Below are 16,184 nucleotides of genomic sequence, written 5' to 3' on the forward strand. Positions count from 1 at the left end.
CACCTGCCATGACCCCCAACTTCAGGAACATCCTTTGCATCGGTACCGACAACATGGGCGACGTCATCATGACCTCACCCGCGCTACGGGCGCTCAAAGAAACCTTCGACCCCCATATCACCCTGCTGACCTCGACCATGGGCGGCCTGATCACTTCCTATATCCCCGACATCGACTCGACCATCGTTTCCGACCTCCCGTGGATGTCCACCCAATCCTTCCAAACACCCGATAACTGCCAACAATTAATCCGCCAGCTGCAGGACCAACAATTCGACCTCGCCGTCATCTTTACAATGTATAGCCAGAACCCGCTGCCCGCCGCCCTCCTCTGCTGGATGGCCGGTATCCCGCGCCGTCTGGCCTACTGCCGCGAAAACCCTTGCCACCTCCTGACCGACTGGGTCCCCGACAAAGAACCCTATTCCGTCATCCACCACCAGGTAGAACGCGACCTCTTCCTCGTCAGCCACCTCAGCGCGACCACCGGCGACGACAAACTCCGCCTCTCCTTCGGCCCCTACGCACGCCACTGGGCCATGGAGAAAATCCACGCCATCGGACTCGACACCAGCCAACCATGGATCACCATTCATCCCGGCGTCAGCGAAAAAAGAGAATACCCCATCCCCCTATGGATCGACACGATTCGTCTGGTCCGCGAACAAACCCATACCCAGTTGCTGATCACCGGAAGCAATATGGACATCCCACTGGCGGAACAGCTGGCCTCCGCTATACCCGAAGGTATATATGCAGCAGCCGGCCTCCTGACGATAGAAGAATTTATCGCCACCATCGCAGCCAGCCAGATGGTCATCTCTGTCGATACCGCTACTATACATATCGCCGCTGCCGTCGGCACGCCCGAAGTCGTACTTTACGCCCAGACCAGTCCCCAACATACCCCATGGAGAGCGCAGGCCGAAATTTTGCAGATGCCCGTCGACCGGTCCAGCCGCAGCCGCAACGAGGTCATCCGATATGTAAATGAAAAACTCTATAACACAGAAATTAAATACCCTTCCCCCCGCGATATACTCGACGCGACAAACCTCATCCTGCAATCCTCGCTTCATACGGCCTCAGCCTGACCCCTCCCCCAAACCTGCTCCTTACCACTGAAATTCAGTACGACTGTCCATTCCTCATCGCCAAGTTTCCTTCTGTACGCATACACGTGCGGATGCTCCGGACCCAATACCTCGTACGCGCCATAGACCAGCGCAGGACTCGACTTTCGCAGTCGTATCAACTTCCGCACATAATTCAGCACAGAACCCTCATCCCCTCCTCCGCCTTCCTGTTGATGCTAGTGAAAATTCGGATTCACCGCAATCCACGGCATCCCGCTGGTAAAACCCGCAGCCTCCCCATCCGTCCACTGGAATGGCGTCCGCCCATTATCCCTCCCCGTTATCTGCTGGTCCTCTAAAAACCGGCAACATTTCCTCCCTGCTTCTGCAGGTTCTCATACATCCGGTGCGTCTCCACATCCCGATAGTCGGAAATATCCGTGAAGCGTATATTCGTCATCCCCAACTCGTCCCCGTTATAGATAAAGGGCGTCCCCCTCATCGTCAGCAACCACGTAAAAAGCAGCTTAGCCGATACCGCACTGCCATCCCCCCACCTCGATACCATTCTCGGCTGATCATGATTGCCCAGATACAACGCCCCCCACGACCGGCCCTTTAAAACAGCGTCCCACCTCGTATATACCTCCTTCCATTCTTCCAGTCGGTAGCCCGCCGGATCAACCTTCTTGAACTCCTCCGGCAAATAGCCGATCGAGATCCCCTCAAAATGATACAGCAGGTCCAGCTCGCCATCGAACAAATGTGCCTCCTCCGAGCCCACACCCGCCATCTCGCCGATAACCACCACGTCGTAATTCGAGAACACCGCCGCCCGCATCTCTTTCAGATACTCGTGCAGCCTCGGCCCCGAGGCGTAAAAATGTCCCCAGTCATTATGATACTTCGACCGCAAGATCTCCGGACCGATCTCCGGCCACTCCACATCCTTTGAAATGAAGCAGATGGCGTCCAGCCGAACTCCGTCCACCCCCTGTCCAGCCACCACCGCAGCATTGTGTACAGCTCCCAACGAACCAGTGGATTCTCCCAGTTGAGGTCCGGCTGCTGAGCCGCGAAATAGTGCAGGTACCAGGAATCAGTCGCGGCATTATACTCCCATCCCCTCCCCGATGCGTCAAAAAAACCACAGCGATGCGGCGGTTCTCCCCTCTCTGCCGGCCACCAATGGTAATAGGAATAATACGGATTCGCCCTCGACGACCGCGCCGCCCTGAACCACCGGTGCTCATCGCTCGTGTGATTTAGCACCATGTCGATTATTATTTTAATACCCCGCCGGTGCAACCCGTCTATCAGCCGCAGCATATCCTCCATCGTACCATACTGCGGATCGATCGACCTGAAATCGCTGATGTCATAGCCGTTGTCAAGCCCCGGAGAAAGATATACCGGATTGATCCATACCGCATCCACACCCAACGATGCAATATAGTCGAGCTCGCCGGTCAATCCCGGCAGATCCCCAACCCCGTCCCCGTCACTGTCTTTAAAACTACGTGGATAGACCTGGTAAATAACAGCCCCTTTCCACCATTGCATTTCCATGGCACTTCGATTGCTGGTTACGTTAACATGCCAAACACGCATCAAAAACAATACCTCTGGTGGCAGGACGGGATTATCTATCAGGTCTACCCCCGATCCTTTCAGGACGGCAACGGCGACGGCATCGGCGACCTGCGTGGCATCATCCAACGCCTCGACTACCTGAAATGGCTGGGAGTCAAGGCCATCTGGATCTCTCCCATCTATCCGTCCCCAATGGCCGACTTTGGCTATGATATCTCCAACTATGAGAACATCTGGGCCCCTTTCGGCAGCCTCGCAGACTTTGACGAACTCCTCCAACAGCTGCACGCCGCAGGTATGCGCCTCATCCTCGACCTCGTCCCCAACCACAGCTCCGATGAACACCCCTGGTTCGTCGAGTCCCGCAGTTCCCGGGACAACCCCAAAAGAGACTGGTACATCTGGAAAGACGCCAAACCTGACGGCACCCCTCCAAATAACTGGCTCAGCGTCTTCGGCGGCAGCGCACTGGCAATGGGACGAAACAACAAAACAATACTACTACCACGCCTTCCTCGTCAAACAGCCCGACCTCAACTGGCGCAATCCCGAGGTCGTCGAAGCAATGCACAACATCATGCGCTTCTGGCTCGACAAAGGCGTCGACGGCTTCCGCGTGGACGCCATGTGGCATATGATAAAAGACAGCCAGTGGCGCGACAACCCCCACAATCCCGACTACAAGGACACCATGGCGACCTACGAAAAATTGCTCCCCGTATATTCCACCGACCAGCCGGAAATGCACGAAATAGCTGCCGGAATGCGGAAGGTCCTCGACCAGTACGACGAGCGCTTGATGATCGCCGAGATCTACCTCCCCGTTCATCGCCTCGTCACCTACTACGGTACCCAAGACAAGGAAGCCCACCTTCCCTTCAACTTCATGCTCATCTCCCTTCCCCGGGAACCCCGCCTCATCGCCGCAGCCATCGACGAATACGAAGCGGCTCTCCCCGGAGGCGACTGGCCCAACTGGGTCATCGGCAACCACGACCAACCCCGCATCACCAGCCGCGTCGGCGCACAACAGGCGAAGATCGCAGCCATCCTCCTCCTCACCCTCCGCGGCACACCGACCATGTACTACGGCGACGAGATCAGCATGCGCGACATACCCATACCCGAAGAAGAAGTACAGGACCCGCAGGGTCTCAACATGCCCGGCAAAAACCTCAGCCGCGACCCCGAACGCACCCCAATGCTCTGGGACAACAGCGGCAACGCCGGCTTCACCGGCGCCAAACCCTGGCTCCGCATCGACCCCGCCTTCCAGCGCCGCAACGTACAGATCCAAAAGACCAACCCCATCTCCGCCCTCACACTCTACAAATCGCTCATCGACCTGCGACAACAGGAACCTTCTCTGATGACCGGCGACTACAAACCAGTCTGCTCGGACCACCAGATGATCGCCTATATCCGGCAGGCAGAAGGACAGCCCGGATTCCTGATAGTACTCAACCTGACACACCGACCCTGTTATTTCAAGCCGGGAACCATCCTCTTCAAAGGAACGATCGTGATCGACACGGTCCCGGAACAACTGAACGCAACCGTCCGCGACAAAATAGACCTCAGCGGCGACGAAGGATTGGTAGTCAGGCTCGACGAATGGCAGTCTGTATCTTCCAATCCCTCATTATGACCCAACACTCTCCATATACCTCACGCCCCATCACATGGCCGCGCCTCCACCAGGGCGGCTGCCATTTCCGGGTCTGGGCTCCCGAAAAAAATCGATGACCCTTCTCATCAACGATCAGCATTTCCCCCTCCAACCCGACAACGCCGGCTACTTCCAGGCAGACATCCCAGGCGCCAAAGCAGGCGATCACTACTATTACATCCCCGACAACACTTCCCCATACCCCGACCCCACCTCGGCTTATCAACCCGAAGGCGTCCACGGGCCCTCCGCTATCGTCGACCATTCGAGCTACCAATGGCACGACAACGACTGGAAAGGCCTCCCCTTTCCCAGCCTCATTTTCTACGAACTCCACGTCGGAACTTTCACCCCGGACGGCACCTTCGACGCCATCATTCCACGTCTCCATGACCTTGCCGCACTCGGCATCAACGCCATCGAACTCATGCCCGTCGCCCAGTGCCCCGGCAAACGCAACTGGGGCTACGACGAAGTCTTCCTATATGCCGTACAGGACAGCTACGGTGGTCCCGACGGACTCAAACGACTCGTCGACGCCTGCCACTCACACGGCATCGCCGTCTTCCTCGACTCCATCTACAACCACGTCGGCGGCGAAGGAAATATCCTGGACAATTTCGCTCCCTATTTCTCCGATAAATACCATACTCCGTGGGGAAAAGCATTCAACTACGACGGCGCCTGGTCCGACGGCGTACGGGATTTTATCGTAAACAACACCATGTACTGGGCCGAACACTTCCATATCGACGGACTCCGCCTCGACGCTATCCACGAGATCTTCGACCGCAACGCCGTCACCATCTGGGACGACCTCGACCATGCCATCGACACCTGGACGTCAACCAGCGGCCATCCCTTCTATCTCGTCGCCGAAAGCGACCTCAACAGCCCCCGCGTCGTAAAACCCACCGCAGCAGGCGGACTCGGCTTCGACGCCCAGTGGCTCGACGACTTCCACCATGCCCTCTACGTCCTGCTCGACCCCGACGGCATCCGCCACTACAGCGACTTCGGTCACCTCTGGCAGCTGGCCAAGGCCTACACCGAAGGCTTCGTTCACAGCAACGAATACGTTCTCTTCCGCCACCGTCGCCACGGCGCGTCCTCCGCAGGCATTCCGGGACACCGCTTCGTCGTCTTCAACCAGAACCACGACCTCCCCGGCAACAGGCCGGACGGCCAACGCCTATCCACACTCGTAGACCTGCCCCGCCTCAAACTCGCGGCCGCCGCCATCCTCCTCAGCCCCTACATACCACTGCTTTTCATGGGAGAGGAATACGGCGAGACCACCCCTTTTATTTTTTCTCGGACTACAGCGACCCCCAGATATTCATCGGCCTCAAAGACTCGCGCAAACGACAGTTCAAAGACTTCGGCTGGGAGGCAGACTCCAATGACCCCCAATCGGAAGAAACCTTCAACCAGTCACGGCTCAACTGGAACCGCCGTATCACCGGCGACCACGCCATCCTCCTCGACTGGCACCGCCAGCCGATCGGCCTCCGCCGCAGCCATCCACTACTATCCAATCTTGAAAAAAATAATTTCCGCGCGGACCTCATCGCCGACCGGGGCATCGCCCTCTCCCGTCACTCCTCCGACCACCATCAACAGCTGCACTGCCTGCTGAACTTCTCCGACCAACCCCTCCACTGCCAGGGGTACCCGATCACGGGCCCGCTCCCGCCATGGGGCGTATCAGTGTTCGACGTCCACCCGCTGACCAGGCAGCTGCAGTTTCGACTGTAGCACGATCATCGACCTGTCCCACGCCTTGACCCGCGCGCCTGCACCGTACTCCTTCTTCACACCCGGAAAGGCCGTATCGAATACGACATTCCATTTTTTTCCATACTGATCGGCCGGCAGCACAAACTCCAGCTCCTCATAATGCGCATTGAAGATGATATAGAAGCTATCGTCAACCATTGGATTGTTCAACGGATCCACCGTATGCAGTCCTCCGCCGTACAGGAAAATGCCCAGCGACTTCGCAAATCCGCTGTTCCAGTCCTCGTCCCCCATATCGCTCCCGTCCGGCTTGAACCAGGCAATATCCGTGAGACCCTTGCTCCTGACAGGCCTCCCCTTGAACCACTGCTTCCTCGAAAAGACGGGGTGACGGCGCCGCAAAGCGATCACATCCGATGCGAACTGCACCAGATCCCTATCCCTCTTCTCCCAGTTGAGCCAGGAAATTTCATTGTCCTGACAATAGGCGTTATTATTCCCATTCTGACCATGTCCCATCTCATCGCCCGCCAGCAGCATCGGCACACCCTGCGACAACAGCAGCGTTGCCAGAAAATTCCGCTTTTGCCTACCCCGCAGTTTGATGATATTCGGATCATCCGTTGGCCCCTCGGTTCCACAATTCCAGCTGTGGTTGTCGTCCGAACCGTCCTTATTGTCCTCGCCGTTCGCCTCGTTATGCCGGTCGTTGTAGCTCACCAGATCGTTCAGCGTAAACCCGTCATGCGCCGTAATAAAATTGATACTCGCCGTCGGATTCCGGTTGTCCTCCTTGTACAGGTCGGAACTTCCCGTAAACCGCTCCGCAAATTCCGCCAGCACACTGTCCGCACCCCTCCAGTAGTCCCGCATACAATCCCTGTACTTCCCGTTCCACTCCGCCCAGCCCGGAGGGAACTGTCCTATCTGATATCCACCCTCCCCGACATCCCAGGGTTCCGCGATCAGCTTAACCTGCGAGATCACCGGGTCCTGGTAGATGATGCTGAAGAAAGCGCTCAGCCTGTTGACATCCTGCAGCTCACGCGCCAGCGCCGCCGCGAGGTCGAACCGGAAACCGTCAACGTGCATCTCCTGCACCCAATACCGCAGACTGTCCATGATCAGCGCCAGGACATTGGGCAGCCGCGCATTCAGCGTATTGCCCGTCCCGGTATAATCATAGTAATAGCGCTTGTCATCGGCCAGCCGGTAATACTCTGTATTGTCGATACCACGATAGCAAAGCGTCGGTCCCATCTGATTCCCCTCGGCGGTATGATTGTATACCACGTCCAGGAATACCTCTATCCCCGCCTTGTGCAGCTCCTTTACCATATTCTTGAACTCATACACCTGGCCGCCGGAATCATCCCCGCTGTAGAACCGGATCCCCGGTGCAAAAAATCCGATGGTGTTATAGCCCCAGTAGTTCGTCAGCCCCTTTTCCACCAGGTGCCGCTCGGCGATGCTCTGGTGTACCGGCATCAGCTCGACCGCCGTAACACCCAACTTTTTCAGATAATCGATAACGGTAGGATGCGCCAGCGCCGCATAAGTGCCCCTGATCTTTTCCGGTATCTCAGGCATTAACTTCGTAAACCCTTTCACATGCATCTCATAGATGACCGTGTTGTGATAAGCCACCTTCGGTGGCCTGTCGTCGCCCCAGTCGAAATGATGATCGATAACGATCGACTTCGGCGCCACCCCGGCATTGTCGCGCTCGTCCTTTGAAAGATCGTCCTTTCCGATCTCGTAACCGAACAGACTGTCATCCCATTCTTCTATCGAACACATGGCCCTCGCGTAGGGGTCCATTAATACCTTGGAAGGATTAAATCGATGTCCGCCGGAAGGCTCGTATGGCCCATATACGCGGTAACCATAGACCTGCCCGGGCTTGCAGTCTCCGACATAAATATGCCAGACATCGTGCGACCGCTCGGTCAGCTTGATACGCTGCACCTCCTTTTCCCCTTTTGGAGCATTGAAAAGACATAGTTCTACCGCCGTAGCATTGTGAGAATAAACGGCAAAATTCACACCCTTCCCATCCCAGAAAGAGCCCAGAGGATAAGGGTTGCCCGGATAGATCGTCATATGAAAGGTTTATTGTAGAAAATGCGGGACACCGCGGACAGCACTCCCCATCACCCCGCACCCGGCCTTTAGCGGCCACACCTGCCATCACCCGTCCCTTTAAACATGGCACGTACCCTACAGCTCAAAGGGCATCTGCTGATCATGACCGGCCTCCGGTATCCTCCTGATAAAATTGTCATACCCCTCCTCATCTTCGTGGCTGCTATAAGTCCCATAGGCATCCAGGCTATACCCCATCACCCCGTCTTTGGCGCGGATAACATACAGGATCTCCATATAGGCGGGATCGCTGACACCCTCGAACCGGAAAGCTTTCAGAATCAACAGATCCTCCGGCTGATACACCTTACCCTTTCCTACAGTAAAACCATCAGGCGTCCAGCGGAACTCATTGTCTATCTTGTGCTGTCGCAGCGTCTCCATTACCTGGGAGGAAGTATTCATGCTCTCGGGCGTATTCGCATTGATCATAAGTCGTTGTTTCCCCGTAACACGGCAAATTGCATACCCCCGTCGCCCCGGACAATTCGGCCTGCCTTTTGCGGGACTTTATCTGTTTAAAGCCCAAAAACATGTATCCCCTGACGCAAGAACTCGCAAACCCCAAACAACAACGGGTCGGCCCGGCCGATGCCGCCACCAATCCCCCCTGACACTACTGCCACCACGAATATTTCCCCTGCCATCTCTGCAGGCATTCCCCCTAACACTACCGCCTCCGTGAATATCACCCCTGACGCTACCGCCACCGTCATAGTAGAAAAACTGACCGAATGGAACGTGGACGTAGTTTTCGGTCTCGACTCAGATAATGACAACCCGCTGGTCCAGGCCCTGATGAAAAAAGACTCCATCCGATATATCTCCGTCCACCACGAAAGATCCGCCGCCTTCATGGCCGCCAGCTTTACCAAATGCACGGGTAACCTCGGGGTCTGCATCGCAACTAACTGCACATCCGCCGAACAGCTCCTCAAAGGACTGGCCGACGCCGCCAGAGAAGCGACGCCCATCCCGGCCATCACCTGCGCTGTCGACCACGAAACGCCCCGCACCCCATTCGCCGTATTTGAACAGGAGATTACCGGCCCCATCGACGCCCTGACCGTCGTAGACCTCGCCTGCCGTTCGGCCCTCCATACACCCGGTATCGCCCACATCTCAATCACCCTCGACACACCGCAGCGGCAGCCCGACGAATACCAGCCAGCCAAAAGGCCTAACCGGACCGACGCCGCCATCTGGCCCCAATACCTCGCCGCCGCAATATGCCACCAGATAAAAGACGACGCCATCCTCGCCGTCGATCCCGGAGCCCGCATGATCTTCTCCACCAACCACTGGCGTACCAGAACCGGCCAGATTCTTGTCATCGCCAACGCCCCGGCAACACCCGGCTTCCTTTGCCCTGGCCGCCCGCTGGCCTGGCCCAACCGTCAGTGCGTCGCCCTCGTCAACGACGACGACTCGGCAACCCTCATGGACGACCTCTCCGCTGCAGTATACTGTCAACTGCCGGTAAAGGTAATCCTCATAAAAGACAGTCTTTATTCAATAGATTTTACAAAACTAGCCGCCAGCTACGGCATAGACGCCTATGCCTGTGAACAACCCGGAGAGCTTCATTCTGTCCTGCGGCACGCCCTCGCCACCAAGTCCCCCGCCCTCATCGAAGTCGGGCTCGAGGCCTCCCCCACCGGGAACGGCTGACCACCAAAACACCTGAATTATCACTCCGGCTCCTCTCCAAAATATTTAACAATTTCCGCTCCTATAGCATCCACCAGCTTTTGATCATTCACCAGATCCATTTCCCATCCACTCTTCCCGTACCGGATGATCCCCATCATGTCATTATTCAAAGAAACCTCCAGCTCATAACAAAACCCTTTCTCGCAGGTCTGCGCCACCGGCACCCCCTTGCCTGCCGCTTTCCCGGCCGCCTTTTTAACTTTCGTTTTCGTCGGAACTTTCACACTCATGACTGAATAATTTATTTATATATCCATGAAATTCCTATGCCGTCCCATGGCATAGTTTTTTCGGCAACCTCTCCCGAAGCGCTTCACTTATTTGGTTCTTTATTTTTTTTCATCAAAAAACTTTGAGGTATGGCAACGAGAAATTCAGGAAGACGCGGCTTCGCGTCGATGGATCCGGACGAACGTCGTCAGATGGCACGCCGCGGCGGACAAGCGTCCCACGGCGGGTACGGCAACCAGTACCGGCAGGAAGAGGACTATGGCGAAGACTACGATGAAGACTACGACGAAGACGAAGAGCCCTCCGCCATGTACGGGGAATACGAAGAGGACGACGACTACGACGACTATGAAGAAGACTACGACGAGGACGATGAAGAGGACTACAATCAACCGTATTCCCGCTACGATCAGGACGACCGCGGCAACGACCGGCAGGGCCGCTACGACAGCGGCGGACGCGACTACGATCGCGACCATAACCGTAACTACAACAGCGACTACGGCCGCAACCAGAACCGCGGGTCGTCCCGGGACTACGATAACCGCAACACCTCCAGTGACTACGACCGCAACCGCAATCAGAACCGCGGTTACTCCCAGGGCAGCGGCAACCGGGGCGCCCAAAACAGAAGCTCCCGGAATCAGGGCTCCGGCACCGGCAGACGCGGCTTCGCCTCCATGGACCGCGACCAGGTCAGACGCATCGCCAGCGAAGGCGGGCGCGCCTACCACGAACAACGCGGGCGCTACGGCCATGACGAAGGCGGCGGCGGAAGGGGACGCTCTTCATACAACTCCGGTCGTGGCCGCTCATCTCAGGGTTCTTCAGGCAGAAGCTCCGGCAGCAACGACGGCTCCCGCAGCCGCCAGGGCAACTCGGGCCAGTCCCGCAACTCGCGCGGCCAGTTCACCAGCCGCAGCGGCCGCTCAGGCTATGGCAGCGGGTCATCCGGCAGCCGCAACTCGCGCAGCCGCTAACCACGCGGCAACACCCATTAAATACGACAAACAAATAGGGTTGCCAACGACTCTATTTGTTTGTTCCTCGAAATCGAATCCGGATTCCGTCCGCCACCGTCGGGCTCAGTCCATTCCGGGATTTAAATCTCAATAAAAATTTTCTCATTATGAAAAATACAAGAAATGCTACAAAGACAAGGAAGACCCCTGCCTCAACTGGCAGATCATCCAATGCACAAAATCGCACAGGTAGCCGCCAGCCCGGCTCCTCAGACAACCGCCAGTCCGGCTCCGCCGGCAGCAGGCAGACCGGCTCCTCATCCGGCCGCCAGACAGACAACGACGAGGAAAACTCCCCCGCGCCAACGACCGCTCAACTGGCAGAAGCAGACAGAACTCTTCTGCTCAAAAAGACGCTGGGCAACAAGGCTCCTTCGAGGGAGATTCACCCCTCGAAAAATTCTTTTTAGACCAGTTGAAGGACATCTACTACGCGGAGAACAAGATCCTCCAGTCACTTCCAAAAATGCAGAAAGCCGCCACTACAGAAGAACTGAAGGAAGCCTTCGAAGACCACCTCCACCAAACCCAGCGCCACGTCCGTCGCCTCGAAAAAGTATTCGAAACGATCGACCAGCACGCCGAAGGGAAAAAATGTGAGGCTATCGAAGGCATCTCCCGCGAGTGGAATCCATCATCGACGAGACCGAAGAAGGCACAATGACCCGCGACGCCGCCCTCATCATCGCCGCCCAAAAAGTAGAACACTACGAGATAGCTACCTATGGCGGCCTGGTACAGCTCGCCATCACCATGCAGCTCCACGACGCCGCCGACCTCCTCGACAAAACCCTGGTCGAAGAAGAAGACACCGACGCCCACCTCACCGAGATCGCCGAGAACTCCATCAACCTCCGCGCCGAACACGAAGGCTCCACCGGGCCAAACCACTCTTCACCCATCGAATAACACATGATCCTGCCGGCCCACCCGGACCAGCAGGATCATTAAATTTTACTACAATGCCAACCACAAAAAGATCTTCCTCTCACCGCGGCTCCAAATCCGCCACCTCCCAATCCTCCAAAAAAGCCACCGGCAGCTACCCGGCTAAGAAATCGTCCACCCCCCGCGGCCCCAAAACCTCCCAATCCTCCAAAAAAGCCACCACCCCCAACGCGAAAAAATGGTCCTCCTCCGTCACCAAACACTCCAACGCCCTCGACCTCGACAAAGACATCTTCAAATCCAAATCCCCCAATAAAATAGCCCACTCCCTCGAACACTCCGCCGAAAAAAGCACCCGCAAAAAAGGAACCTCCTACCAGTCCGCCATGTCCATGCTCAACTTCTACATCAACCGCGCCGGCAAAAACCTCCCCGCTAAACAAAAAGCCATCCTCAATGAAGCAAAAGAAAAACTAAAAGCCCTCCACGAAAAAGACTCCCAAAAAAACCCATCCCGCCACAAACAGTCCCGCTAAACCCCAAAAAAGGACGGCCCGCCGAAGGCGGGCCAATCCATATTTCCCCATGTGAAGTAGAAATCTTTATCGGGCACCCCAACCACCTGCGACTTAGCAGCAGGCCAGTCAGCCGGCGCAAACGCCCTATTCTTCACCGCATTTTACCAGCGGCTTCCCGGAATACTCACGGAATCCCTGTACCGACTTCATCGTATCGGTCAGATACCTCATCGCCCCGATAAAGAACCAGCTCTTCTTACGCAGATCATTATCCGCATATTTGGAATAGGTTCCGGAGTATAGCAGTTTTTGGCATCACGTTAGTTTTTAGGTTAATAAAATTAACCTCGCGCGTATACACGGACCTGTTAATGGAAGCCAAACAGACTGTTAACAGAAATTAAATTCTTTTTGCTAAAATTTAGAACTGGAACCAGACCAATGCTACTGCGGCTGCAGTCATCAGAATAAGCGTAAGAAAACCAAGTATATTGGAGAACCGGCTGTTGGTGTGTTCCCCCATTATGGTTTTATTGTTACCAATATGTAGTATAACGGCCACCATTACAGGAGCCGTCACCCCATATAATATGGCCGTGTAGAGCAGAGCCTTCACCGGCGACAGACCGAATAGCTGCATACACAATCCCGCAAGCAGACTTACGATGACCACGCCGTAAAAAGGTCTCGCCTGGTTGAACTTCTTGTCCAGCCCCATCGGGAAATTAAAGGTCTCCGCCAGAATATACGACAGACAACCGGCAAGCACCGGTATCGCCAGAAAGCCCGTACCGATCACTCCGACAGCAAACAACACATAACTCAGATTTCCCGCCAGCGGCTTCAGCGCCTTGGCAGCTTGTTCGACCGTGTCGATATTCTTCACCCCAGCATTGAACAACACGGTTCCCGCGGTAAGGATCACAAAGAACATCACCAGGTTCGAAAAGAACATCCCCGAATTGACATCGCTGCGCATATTGCCCAGCACCCGTTTGTCCACGACGATCCTGCTGGACGTTTTTTCTGCCGGACATGCTGCTGATCCTCCGCCTCCATCGTCGCCTGCCAGAAGAAAAGATAAGGCGAGATCGTCGTCCCCAGGATGGCGACGATAATGCTCATAAATTCTTTATTCAAATGGATCTCCGGAATAAAGGTAGCCTTTGCAACGGCCGCCCAGTTCGGATGCACCAGGAAAGGAACGATCAGATAAAGCAAAAGCCCCAGACACAGCCACTTCAGCAGGGCCGCCATCCGCTGATAGGAGTACTGAATGATGATATACATTAGCAGCGCCGTAAAAAATATACTGAACGCAAGCGCCGGTATGGCCGGAAACAGTAGATTCGCAACCGCTCCCATACTCTGGATATCGGCGCCGATATTCATGATGACCGCGGGGAAGGAAAAAGCGATCATACCGTACATCACCCACCTCGGATAATAGGTTCTCAACGTTCCGCTCAACCCCTTGGCAGTGACTAGTCCGATTCGCGCCGCCATCCCCTGCATGGCAGCCATCAGCGGAAAGGTCAGCAACGCCGTCCACAGCGTGGCCAGTCCAAACTGCGCGCCGGCCTGGCTATAGGTCACTATCCCGGATGGGTCGTCATCGCTCGCTCCGGTCACAAGACCTGGACCAAGCGTCTTCAAAAATTTCTTTATACCGGTTGGGGCCTTCCTGGCAGTGCGTTTCAAGAGTTATAGTACGTTTTTAAAAACCTAGATCTCATCCAGATTAATATTCTTGTTTCTGTTGTCGTCGAACTGCTTGTTCAAATTATAGGCCGCGCTGATCAATGCCATATGCGTGAACGCCTGCGGAAAATTACCCAGGTGCTCCCCCTCATAACCCAACTGCTCGGAATACAAACCCAGATGATTCGCATAACCCAGCATCTTCTCGAAATAGAACCGGGCCTTGTCCAGCTCGCCCGCCCGGGACAAACACTCCACATACCAGAAACTGCACATCGAAAAGGTTCCCTCCCTGCTGTTCAACCCATCCGGCGCAGCCACCTCGGGCCGGTAACGGTAGACCAGTGAATCGGTCACCAGATCCTCGTCGATCTTCTTCAGCGTCGAAAGCCAGCGCGGATCCTTCGGGCTTATAAACCGGAACAGAGGCATCAGCAGACTCGAAGCATCCACCGTCTTCGCTCCCGGGTACTGCATAAAAGCCTGCTGCTTCTCGTCCCAGAACTCATCAAAGATCTGCTTGTATATCTTATCTCTCTGTTTTTTCCAGTGTCCGTTTATCGGGAAACTCCGCATCTCCGCGATTTTCACCGCCCTGTCGAGCGCCACCCAGCAGGCCAGACGGGAATAAAGAAAATTATGCGCTCCGCCCCGAACTTCCCAGATGCTGTCGTCCTTCTGGTCCCAGTTCTCCGCCAGCCAGTCCATCTGTATCGCCAGGTCCTTCCAGAAATCGTACGAGATCGGCTCCCCGTATTTGTTATAAAGGTACACCGAATCCATGAGCTCGCCGTATATATCCAGCTGCAGCTGGCCGTATGCATCGTTGCCAATACGGACAGGACTCGAACCCTTGTACCCTTCGAAATTTTCCAACTGATACTCCGCCAGCTGGCGTTTGCCGTCGACCGAGTACATTATACCCAGCCGCTCACGCTCTTTTTATGTCCCTGCATATCCCCTCGATCCAGTTCATGAAAGCCCCGGCCTCCTTGGTGTAGCCGAGACGGATAAAAGAATACACCGTAAAGGAGGCATCCCTGATCCAGGTGTAACGATAGTCCCAGTTACGTTTACCCCCCAATCGTTTCGGGCAGACCAAAGGTCGGCGCCGCGATGATCGACCCGTACTGACACGAGGTTAGCAGCTTCAGCACCAGGGCACTCCTGTTCACGACCTCCATCCACCTCCCGCTGTACGTCGACCGGCTGACCCAGTCCTTCCAGTAGTGGATAGTCGTAAAAAGACTCTCCGTCAACGCCTGCGAAAACGACTCATCACCGATCGCCTCGTTCTCCGCATTTTCGATCATAAAATCCGCCGTCTCCCCGCCTTCAGCGTAAACTCCGCCATCGCATCGGAACCTTGCACCTCCAGGGGCACACTCGCCTGCAGTCGCACGGCTATTCCACTTCTACCGCTGGCATGAAAGACGATCTCCTTTTCCTTATTCTGTTTTATCCGGTGCTTTTCCTTTCCGTAATGGAATCGGGGGCAGCAGGCCAGTTTGAACTTCACCTCCCCCGCACCATGGTAAGCCGCCGAATCAGCCTCCTCACCACCTGCTGCCCCACCGGCATATAGTCCGTGATCTCGCCCACTCCCTCAGACGACAGAAACCGCGTCAGCAGCACATTGGTATCCGGCAGATACAGCTGCTTCGTCCTCATCTCCTTAAATTCAGGGTTGATGGAAAAATAGCCGCCCTTCCGCTGATCCAGCAGCCGCGCAAACACACTCGGAGAGTCGAATTGTGGAAAACACATAAAGTCGATGGACCCGTTAAGTCCAACCAGCGCCACGGTGTTGAGATTACCTATAATGCCGTAATTCTCTATGGGTTGATAGCTCATGCTGCCAGCTAAATTGCAAAAACCAGGCCGCCGG

The 16,184-nt window shown here is 55.6% G+C and carries 18 protein-coding genes and 4 pseudogenes; 10 read left to right on the forward strand and 12 right to left on the reverse strand.

The features are described 5' to 3' along the window. Nucleotides 1-8: 8 nt before the first annotated feature. On the forward strand, nucleotides 9-1,094 hold the full coding sequence (locus tag ACQ86N_RS31875) for a glycosyltransferase family 9 protein (RefSeq protein WP_431210558.1): 1,086 nt from the start codon (nucleotides 9-11) through the stop codon (nucleotides 1,092-1,094). Here the strand turns inward: ACQ86N_RS31875 and ACQ86N_RS31880 are convergent. Together ACQ86N_RS31880 and ACQ86N_RS31885 are read right to left on the reverse strand one after the other, a co-directional pair. Next, entirely contained in the window at nucleotides 1,076-1,276 is a 201-nt protein-coding gene (locus tag ACQ86N_RS31880; protein WP_431210559.1) for an alpha-glucosidase C-terminal domain-containing protein, read from the reverse strand. The two genes, ACQ86N_RS31875 and ACQ86N_RS31880, sit on opposite strands and share 19 nt — an antisense overlap. 155 nt (nucleotides 1,277-1,431) lie before the next feature. Next, nucleotides 1,432-2,687, reverse strand: a pseudogene (locus tag ACQ86N_RS31885) (alpha-glucosidase). Between ACQ86N_RS31885 and ACQ86N_RS31890 the strand changes: the two are divergent. The 4 genes and pseudogenes from ACQ86N_RS31890 to ACQ86N_RS31905 all read left to right on the forward strand — a co-directional run. Further along, nucleotides 2,673-3,065: pseudogene (locus ACQ86N_RS31890) on the forward strand (alpha-amylase family glycosyl hydrolase); the annotation flags it as partial. The pseudogenes ACQ86N_RS31885 and ACQ86N_RS31890 sit on opposite strands and share 15 nt — an antisense overlap. Then, nucleotides 3,007-4,317, forward strand: a complete 1,311-nt coding sequence (locus ACQ86N_RS31895) for an alpha-amylase family glycosyl hydrolase (RefSeq protein ID WP_431210560.1) — start codon at nucleotides 3,007-3,009, stop codon at nucleotides 4,315-4,317. The pseudogene ACQ86N_RS31890 and the gene ACQ86N_RS31895, both read left to right, overlap by 59 nt. Nucleotides 4,318-4,411: 94 nt before the next feature. Beyond that, nucleotides 4,412-5,749, forward strand: a pseudogene (gene treZ / locus ACQ86N_RS31900) (malto-oligosyltrehalose trehalohydrolase); the annotation flags it as partial. Between the two features lie 92 nt (nucleotides 5,750-5,841). Beyond that, complete coding sequence (locus tag ACQ86N_RS31905; RefSeq protein ID WP_431217682.1) at nucleotides 5,842-6,096, forward strand: DUF3459 domain-containing protein; 255 nt, start codon at nucleotides 5,842-5,844, stop codon at nucleotides 6,094-6,096. Here the strand turns inward: ACQ86N_RS31905 and glgX are convergent. After that, the gene (glgX, locus tag ACQ86N_RS31910; protein ID WP_431210561.1) at nucleotides 6,046-8,181 is read right to left on the reverse strand and encodes a glycogen debranching protein GlgX; all 2,136 of its coding nucleotides are present in this window, start codon (nucleotides 8,179-8,181) and stop codon (nucleotides 6,046-6,048) included. The two genes, ACQ86N_RS31905 and glgX, sit on opposite strands and share 51 nt — an antisense overlap. A 117-nt stretch (nucleotides 8,182-8,298) precedes the next feature. Further along, the gene (locus ACQ86N_RS31915; protein WP_431210562.1) at nucleotides 8,299-8,655 is read right to left on the reverse strand and encodes a hypothetical protein; all 357 of its coding nucleotides are present in this window, start codon (nucleotides 8,653-8,655) and stop codon (nucleotides 8,299-8,301) included. Nucleotides 8,656-8,814: 159 nt separating this feature from the next. Between ACQ86N_RS31915 and ACQ86N_RS31920 the strand changes: the two genes are divergently transcribed. Next, complete coding sequence (locus tag ACQ86N_RS31920) at nucleotides 8,815-9,894, forward strand: thiamine pyrophosphate-binding protein (RefSeq protein ID WP_431210563.1); 1,080 nt, start codon at nucleotides 8,815-8,817, stop codon at nucleotides 9,892-9,894. Nucleotides 9,895-9,914: 20 nt separating this feature from the next. Here the strand turns inward: ACQ86N_RS31920 and ACQ86N_RS31925 are convergent, their stop codons facing one another. Beyond that, on the reverse strand, nucleotides 9,915-10,166 hold the full coding sequence (locus ACQ86N_RS31925) for a hypothetical protein (RefSeq protein ID WP_431210564.1): 252 nt from the start codon (nucleotides 10,164-10,166) through the stop codon (nucleotides 9,915-9,917). 129 nt (nucleotides 10,167-10,295) lie between these two features. Here ACQ86N_RS31925 and ACQ86N_RS31930 point away from each other — a divergent pair, with 129 nt between their 5' ends. The 4 genes and pseudogenes from ACQ86N_RS31930 to ACQ86N_RS31945 all read left to right on the forward strand — a co-directional run bounded on the left by ACQ86N_RS31930 (nucleotide 10,296) and on the right by ACQ86N_RS31945 (nucleotide 12,613). Next, entirely contained in the window at nucleotides 10,296-11,147 is an 852-nt protein-coding gene (locus ACQ86N_RS31930) for a KGG domain-containing protein (protein ID WP_431210565.1), read from the forward strand. A gap of 149 nt (nucleotides 11,148-11,296) precedes the next feature. Further along, on the forward strand, nucleotides 11,297-11,599 hold the full coding sequence (locus tag ACQ86N_RS31935) for a hypothetical protein (RefSeq protein WP_431210566.1): 303 nt from the start codon (nucleotides 11,297-11,299) through the stop codon (nucleotides 11,597-11,599). A gap of 5 nt (nucleotides 11,600-11,604) precedes the next feature. Further along, nucleotides 11,605-12,098: pseudogene (locus ACQ86N_RS31940) on the forward strand (ferritin-like domain-containing protein). Nucleotides 12,099-12,151: 53 nt separating this feature from the next. Next, on the forward strand, nucleotides 12,152-12,613 hold the full coding sequence (locus ACQ86N_RS31945; RefSeq protein WP_431210567.1) for a DUF3175 domain-containing protein: 462 nt from the start codon (nucleotides 12,152-12,154) through the stop codon (nucleotides 12,611-12,613). Between the two features lie 403 nt (nucleotides 12,614-13,016). Here ACQ86N_RS31945 and ACQ86N_RS31950 read toward each other — a convergent pair whose 3' ends face one another. The 7 genes from ACQ86N_RS31950 to ACQ86N_RS31980 all read right to left on the reverse strand — a co-directional run bounded on the left by ACQ86N_RS31950 (nucleotide 13,017) and on the right by ACQ86N_RS31980 (nucleotide 16,150). Beyond that, the gene (locus ACQ86N_RS31950) at nucleotides 13,017-13,574 is read right to left on the reverse strand and encodes an NRAMP family divalent metal transporter (RefSeq protein ID WP_431210568.1); all 558 of its coding nucleotides are present in this window, start codon (nucleotides 13,572-13,574) and stop codon (nucleotides 13,017-13,019) included. Further along, the gene (locus ACQ86N_RS31955; protein WP_431210569.1) at nucleotides 13,529-14,251 is read right to left on the reverse strand and encodes an NRAMP family divalent metal transporter; all 723 of its coding nucleotides are present in this window, start codon (nucleotides 14,249-14,251) and stop codon (nucleotides 13,529-13,531) included. Before ACQ86N_RS31955 ends, ACQ86N_RS31950 begins: the two co-directional genes overlap by 46 nt. Before the next feature lie 69 nt (nucleotides 14,252-14,320). Further along, nucleotides 14,321-15,214, reverse strand: coding sequence for a glycoside hydrolase family 15 protein (locus tag ACQ86N_RS31960; RefSeq protein WP_431210570.1), 894 nt, complete (start codon nucleotides 15,212-15,214; stop codon nucleotides 14,321-14,323). A 13-nt stretch (nucleotides 15,215-15,227) separates the two neighbouring features. Continuing rightward, nucleotides 15,228-15,380, reverse strand: a complete 153-nt coding sequence (locus ACQ86N_RS31965) for a glycoside hydrolase family 15 protein (protein ID WP_431210571.1) — start codon at nucleotides 15,378-15,380, stop codon at nucleotides 15,228-15,230. Beyond that, nucleotides 15,370-15,609 carry a hypothetical protein gene (locus ACQ86N_RS31970; RefSeq protein ID WP_431210572.1) on the reverse strand — a complete coding sequence of 80 codons (240 nt, stop codon included), beginning with the start codon at nucleotides 15,607-15,609 and terminating at the stop codon, nucleotides 15,370-15,372. Before ACQ86N_RS31970 ends, ACQ86N_RS31965 begins: the two co-directional genes overlap by 11 nt. Then, nucleotides 15,606-15,815, reverse strand: coding sequence for a hypothetical protein (locus tag ACQ86N_RS31975; protein WP_431210573.1), 210 nt, complete (start codon nucleotides 15,813-15,815; stop codon nucleotides 15,606-15,608). The genes ACQ86N_RS31970 and ACQ86N_RS31975 overlap by 4 nt, the downstream gene beginning before the upstream one ends. Next, nucleotides 15,812-16,150 carry a trehalase-like domain-containing protein gene (locus ACQ86N_RS31980; RefSeq protein ID WP_431210574.1) on the reverse strand — a complete coding sequence of 113 codons (339 nt, stop codon included), beginning with the start codon at nucleotides 16,148-16,150 and terminating at the stop codon, nucleotides 15,812-15,814. Before ACQ86N_RS31980 ends, ACQ86N_RS31975 begins: the two co-directional genes overlap by 4 nt. Nucleotides 16,151-16,184: the final 34 nt, after the last annotated feature.

It is taken from the genome of Puia sp. P3 (assembly GCF_050632245.1).
GTDB lineage: Bacteria > Bacteroidota > Bacteroidia > Chitinophagales > Chitinophagaceae > Puia.

Excerpts from the sequence above, each read along its gene's own strand:
- ACQ86N_RS31875 (WP_431210558.1), top strand. The coding sequence starts at position 9 with ATGACCCCCAACTTCAGGAACATCCTTTGCATCGGTACCGACAACATG.
- ACQ86N_RS31895 (WP_431210560.1), top strand. The coding sequence starts at position 3,007 with ATGAACACCCCTGGTTCGTCGAGTCCCGCAGTTCCCGGGACAACCCCA.
- glgX (WP_431210561.1), bottom strand. The coding sequence starts at position 8,181 with ATGACGATCTATCCGGGCAACCCTTATCCTCTGGGCTCTTTCTGGGAT.
- ACQ86N_RS31915 (WP_431210562.1), bottom strand. The coding sequence starts at position 8,655 with ATGATCAATGCGAATACGCCCGAGAGCATGAATACTTCCTCCCAGGTA.
- ACQ86N_RS31920 (WP_431210563.1), top strand. The coding sequence starts at position 8,815 with ATGCCGCCACCAATCCCCCCTGACACTACTGCCACCACGAATATTTCC.
- ACQ86N_RS31925 (WP_431210564.1), bottom strand. The coding sequence starts at position 10,166 with ATGAGTGTGAAAGTTCCGACGAAAACGAAAGTTAAAAAGGCGGCCGGG.
- ACQ86N_RS31930 (WP_431210565.1), top strand. The coding sequence starts at position 10,296 with ATGGCAACGAGAAATTCAGGAAGACGCGGCTTCGCGTCGATGGATCCG.
- ACQ86N_RS31935 (WP_431210566.1), top strand. The coding sequence starts at position 11,297 with ATGAAAAATACAAGAAATGCTACAAAGACAAGGAAGACCCCTGCCTCA.
- ACQ86N_RS31945 (WP_431210567.1), top strand. The coding sequence starts at position 12,152 with ATGCCAACCACAAAAAGATCTTCCTCTCACCGCGGCTCCAAATCCGCC.
- ACQ86N_RS31950 (WP_431210568.1), bottom strand. The coding sequence starts at position 13,574 with ATGCGCAGCGATGTCAATTCGGGGATGTTCTTTTCGAACCTGGTGATG.
- ACQ86N_RS31960 (WP_431210570.1), bottom strand. The coding sequence starts at position 15,214 with ATGTACTCGGTCGACGGCAAACGCCAGCTGGCGGAGTATCAGTTGGAA.
- ACQ86N_RS31970 (WP_431210572.1), bottom strand. The coding sequence starts at position 15,609 with ATGATCGAAAATGCGGAGAACGAGGCGATCGGTGATGAGTCGTTTTCG.
- ACQ86N_RS31980 (WP_431210574.1), bottom strand. The coding sequence starts at position 16,150 with ATGAGCTATCAACCCATAGAGAATTACGGCATTATAGGTAATCTCAAC.